The sequence below is a fragment of the uncultured Anaerovibrio sp. genome (assembly GCF_947302755.1).
Classification (GTDB): domain Bacteria; phylum Bacillota; class Negativicutes; order Selenomonadales; family Selenomonadaceae; genus Anaerovibrio.
In genome coordinates this window covers 1-5,825 of record NZ_CAMYWM010000144.1, presented here as the reverse complement: position 1 = coordinate 5,825, position 5,825 = coordinate 1, and the positions used below count along the sequence as shown (strand labels likewise).

Below are 5,825 nucleotides of genomic sequence, written 5' to 3'. Positions count from 1 at the left end.
TTCCGGTACCATATTCAAAGAAGGCACCATATTCGGTGGTGGACAGCTTCTGTTCGTTCTTGTGGCCCAGAGCCAAAATGGCATTCCAGGTGTGGGTCCTGACATGGGAGCCGGTGTTCACCTTCATGGAGCCGCCACCCATATTGGCATAGGTAGCCAAGCCGTCAGAGCCTGCATTGTTGGAGCTGCCCAAGCCCTCTACCGCGGAGCCGATAAAGTCATTGCCAGCCGACAGAGCAGCCATAGTGGCCTCGGCCCCCATAACCGTATTATGGGTCTGATCGCTGGCCCCCAGGCTTTCCACCCTGTAGATAACATTGCTGTTATCATCCAGGGACAGACTGCCGGTACCAACTCCCGCCGTGCCTACGGTAAAGCTGGAGTTCTTGGTTACCTGGGTGGCCTTTTTGTCGGCCTTGGTCTGGTCAAGGAGGGTCATGGTATTATTAACGGACAGCTTGTCCACACCGGTAAAGGCCACCTTTTCAGCGGAAATGGTGGTCATGGAAAGATCACTGGCTGTGCCGTCGCTGATGGTAACCGCGGCAGTGCTTTCACTCCATGGCACCACATCGTAGCTTATGGTTTCAAAATTGGAAATATTCTTCACGGTCTGACCGCCATCGCCGCCGGTCCAGGCGACTTTATTATCCTCCACTGCCCGGCCAATATTAAGGACATTGCCGGTGGCCTCCAGATTGCCACCGTAAAGGCTGGCAGTGGACACATTGGCCTCCCCGTACAGGGTAATGCTGTTGCCGGAGGTAGTACCGCTGTCGCTGTAACCGCCGTACACATCCTGAGTTACTGTACCGCCACCAAGATAAATCTGGTTGTTGGTGGCACTGGTGCCGGTCTGGGCACCGTAAATATTTTCCACGGTACCGCCAGTCATATTTACAGTATTCCCCGTGGCGGTATCACAGCCGCCGCCAATAAGGGTCTTGGCGGTACCGCTATTAAAGGTGATAATATTGTTATCTGAGGACTGGGCACTCTTGCCGCCGTAAACGTCACCCAGCTGGGCCTCACCGCTAATCTGAACCTGATTGCCATCAGCTGTACCCTTGTCACTATAACCACCGTATACCGTGCCGGTAACTGTGGCATCACTGATGGTCACCTGATTGCTGTCAGCCGCCTGGCTGCCGTCAGTTTGGCCGCCGTACACATTTTGCTGTACGGTACCACCAGTTATCTGTACTGTATTGGTGTTGACCTCACCGCTGTCACTCCTGCCGCCATACACGCTACCGCCTACACTGCCGCCATTCACTTCCGCTATATTACCATTGCTGACGGTGCCGCTGGCACTCTGGGCAGCTATAACATTGCCGCCTACATTGACATTGTTCACAGTTGTTACATTAGCCGTAGCCACACCGCTGTCCGTGCTGGAAGCCACCACATTGCCCTCTACACTGCCCCCGGTAACGGTGGCTCTGTTCTCTGCCACGGTACCGCTCTGGCTCTGGGCACCGGTGACACTGCCACTAATATGGGCCTCAGTGGCTTTAGCTTCATTATTGGTTGCCCCACCCTTTTCGCTGGTGGCGGCAGTAACATTTCCCGTAACCTCGCTGCCAGACAGAATTTCCGTGGAGTTCTCCTCTGCTACCCCATCATTCTTGGCCACGCCGCCGGTTACATCTCCATCCACAGTGCCGCTAATTGGATCACCGGCCTTATTTACGGCATTATCATTCTGTGGCTCTGGATCTGTGTTTGTATTCGGGTCTGTGTTTGTATTCGGATCTGTATTTGTATTCGGGTCCGGTTCCGACTCCGGCTCCACTACCCCCTTGGTAACCACATAGAGCAAATCACCGCTCTCATAATAGGCATGGCCCTCGCCGGTTCCCTTGTTTACCGTAAAGGCGGTACCATTGATGGTGCCCACCTTGGTACCAAAATCCGAAACCAAGGTCATTTTACTGTCATTGGCCAGATAATCCTTATTGGTGAAGGCAATTTTCCCGGTATCCACATCAGCCCCATCAAAGGAAACATTGGAAAGGGTGGTCTTATGATTCAGCAGGGCGCCGCTGTCCTTCCATGCCACGTCAGTGAAGGTCAGCTTGGTGGCATTATTCCCTGTCACCTGATAGTTGACGTTACTGCTGTCCACGGTGATTTGGCCAGTGACTGTGCCGTTTATCATCACACCGTTGAAAGGGGTTAACTCGTAATCATAGGAGCTCTTTGTAGGCTGGGTGATATGGTCACCAGTTATACCCGCTGCATTGGCCAGCAGTGTCATGGTGTCGCCGGCTGTCGCCGCGTAATCCAGCCCCGTAAAGGCTATGTTAGATGCGTCAATGGCACTGGTTCCGTCAAAGGCAAGGCCATAGTCTTTGCCTGATAAATCGTAATATGGGGTCGTGGTGTTCCATGGAAGCTTCGCGTCTATGGTCAGTTTTTTACCCAAATTCGACGCGGTGCAGACCAGGGCTTTTTTATCCTCCGGGATGCTCAATTGCCCCTGAAACGCCGCATCCACAAGCATGCCCGCAACAGGATTAAGGCTGTATTCCTGCAATGCCGTGGTGGTCGCAGTAAGGTCAGCAGTGATGGTTGCACCGTTCGTACATTCAATCAGGTTCATGGTTGTCCCGTTCACTAGTGTTTCGGGGTTGGGGAAGGTCAGTGCCGAGGCGTCGATTTTTGCCTTTGTAAGGTCTTCCCTGGTGGTTTCGTTTTCGACGATTCCACCGTCATATTCGCTAGTCAGCTTCAATACAGGTTCTCCCCATGGCATAGACACATTAACTATCGTTCCGTTTTCGTCCGGTTGTTTGCCTATGTTGATAGTCTCGAAATTCAAGACCAAAGCCCTCACGGTATTCTTGCCGGACAGATTCAAAACATTGCCACTGACTACATCTGCTTCATCAGACCCTGCTCCTCCTCCATATAAATCATATGATAAACTGTCCGTCATGTTCAATGTATTGTGATTTGCTCCTTTGTTTCCAAACCCCACAATTCCTCTCGCATTGCAGTTATTCAAGGTTACGATGTTATAGCTTGCCGTGCCATTTAGCGCAAAACCGCCATAAAATACTACTCCATCACCGGTATTTTTTACTGTGACCATATTATTGTTGGCATTTCCATTATCCATGGTAACTCCACCATAAGCTATCATGTTCACCCTGCCGCCATCTATAATGGTATGATAGCCTGTTTTATCTCCTGTTATTGGTGGATCAAGATTTATCGGGCTATTTTCATCGTTGCTTTTTTCGCCATTGTAGACATATTCGACAGCTTCACCGCTTCCGACGGTGACTTCCGCCTCCGCCCCGCAGACACTTCCTCCCGCTATCCACAGCGAAATGGCCAGTGCCAAAGCAGCCTGCCCCTTTAAACCTTTCCAGCCCCTGCCCTTAGCAGCTTTATTGAGGCTGATGTCCCCCCCTAGTGGACTATTATACTTCTTTATTTCCATTTTTGCCTCCTCCATGCTTATTCATTGTGCCATGAGGCACGTTCTCTTCCTTATTTTAGAAAATATCACAAATATTCCAAACATTCAACGACTTTTCAAAAAATGATCGTTTCTTGACCTTTTAACTTTTATCGTATAACAATATTGTTATGATGCAGCATTGGTAAATCAGATTTAAAAAGGTACACAAAAACAAAAAAGGATCTGCCGAACAGCCCCTTCAAATATTATTTTCTTATATACGGAATACCGCATAAAGTCCACCAACTCATCATCTAATCCCACGCCGCCGGAATTAAAATGTTTTCCCTTCATTTATAAATGAAATAATGTTCACATGGTGGATACCGCTTCGCTTTTGGAGTAACCGGTCCAATGTCATCACATATTTGGGATACGAATCCCGTATTCGCTCAAGAGGTCTGTATTCCCGTTCTTCCGTAATATTATTTCCCTTTTCATCATAGTTGTCATTATCTATATAACGAGCAACCTGAATATAGAAATAATCATTACTATTGTTACGCAAAATAAAATCTATCTCCAATTTTCCTATGCGACCTACACTAATATCATATCCCCGGCTTTTAGCGTAGTTATACACCACATTTTCCAGCACTGGCCCATACTCTATCCTATTATCTGTGTTATTAGCAAAATAAAAGCTGAGATCGGACAAATAATATTTTTCCTCCCCCCGCAGGCTTTTTTTGCTTTTCAAATCAAATCTTGAGCACTTGCTCACAATTTTCGTTTTTTCCAGAATTGACAGATAATTGTATACCGTTTCTTTTCGTACGTTTGACTTTGTTGTACGGGAAAGGTACTCACATAGCCCAGTTATCGACATGGTTGATCCAAAGTTATTAATTATATATTTCTGTATAGTATCAAACAGCAGTCGTTTTTTTATACGTTTATTCTTTCTAATATCCTTCTCGTAAATTTCATCTATGACACTTTTGACATACAATCTTTTATCCGCAAAGGTATCCAGTCTAACCGTATACGGAAAGCCTCCTTCTAATATATATTTATCAAAGTCCTCCTCTGGGTTAGCGGATACCTCTTTGCCATAAAATCTCTTTATCCCCACATATTCATCAAAGGACAATGTGGTCATTTCAAACTCTACATATCGCCCAGTAAGCTTTGTTGCCAGATCACCAGATAAAAGATAGCTGTTACTGCCCGTAATAAAAATCGAATAATCACCTTCCTCACGATAAACGTTCAGCACCTCTTCAAAGCCAAGTATATTTTGGATTTCATCAACGAACAAATACTTCATCCCACTTATATTATAGCTTTTTTCATCAATGATTTTTTCCAATTTCTCCCTTTTTCTTACATGCATATATGGCCTTTTATCCAAATGTATACTGATGATATTTGCCTCATTAACCCCTTGCTCAATAAGCTCCGTTTTTATAAGCTCCATCAAGGATGACTTGCCGCACCTTCGTACTCCAGTAATCACCTTAATTATTTCTGATTCATCATAAAAGCCACGTATCTTTTGTAGATAAAATTCCCTTTTGTAGAGTTCTTTCTTCATAAATGTCTCACAGCTTTCTTACTAAGATACTGTTTTTGGGCGAACGCACCCCCACCTATAGAGGGGGGAGCTTCCTGCTTCAACGAGAACAGCACTACAGCTCCGAGGAACTGTGTAAAACCGTACTTTATATAATATTATTGCAAATTAGTTCGGTTTAATCCCTTGTTGAGTTAATATTATCCCATCTAAACCGAACTTTCAAGCATTTTTTTGCAGTTTAGTTCGGATATGACATATGTTTTCCAAATTTCATTGTAAGCAAGTATTTACTATTGGTAAAAAAAAAGGATAATTGCCATATTGGGCAGTTATCCCCCACTTTTATCATATATTATCGTCAACGAATTTTTAAATATGGAATACCGCCGAAAATCCCCCGGTGATGCCCTGTTTTTTCCCGGCGTAGCCTGTGAGGTTCAGGTCAATGGTCATATTGCTCTTGTCGTCCGGCTTGAAGGTGACGCCGATTACAGTATAAGTTTGTTGGGGAGTGGCCGCTGCCAAATCAATGGGAATATAAACTATGTATTTTAAATCCATAAATAAAAACTGCCGTATGGAACTATGCGGCAGCTGTAGCGGATATCAGACGGGCTAGATATATCATGGCTGCATTATGAATGTAACTAAAAAAAGGCGACTGAATACCCAGCCACCAGTTTTTATGCTTCTTTACTTACCAGATTTCCTTCATCCAATTCCGGTAATTTTCGCCCATGAAATTGATTACCAGATCCAGCATACCATAGATTTCATCCCCAAGGGTTTCAAAATCCTTTTCCTTCTGGCCTGGAGTTGTCAGGCATACATCCA

3 protein-coding genes are annotated in these 5,825 nt (G+C 45.7%); all 3 read right to left on the bottom strand.

Features of this window, described 5'->3' with window-relative positions:
• Positions 1-3,451: hypothetical protein (locus tag Q0Y54_RS11200; protein ID WP_297967850.1), on the bottom strand; the 3,451-nt coding region annotated here is incomplete at its 3' end.
• 295 nt (positions 3,452-3,746) lie between these two features.
• Positions 3,747-5,009: an ATP-binding protein gene (locus Q0Y54_RS11195; RefSeq protein ID WP_297967847.1), complete on the bottom strand. Its 1,263-nt coding sequence runs from the start codon at positions 5,007-5,009 to the stop codon at positions 3,747-3,749.
• Positions 5,010-5,360: 351 nt separating this feature from the next.
• Positions 5,361-5,552, bottom strand: coding sequence for a hypothetical protein (locus Q0Y54_RS11190; protein WP_297967844.1), 192 nt, complete (start codon positions 5,550-5,552; stop codon positions 5,361-5,363).
• Positions 5,553-5,825 lie beyond the last annotated feature (273 nt).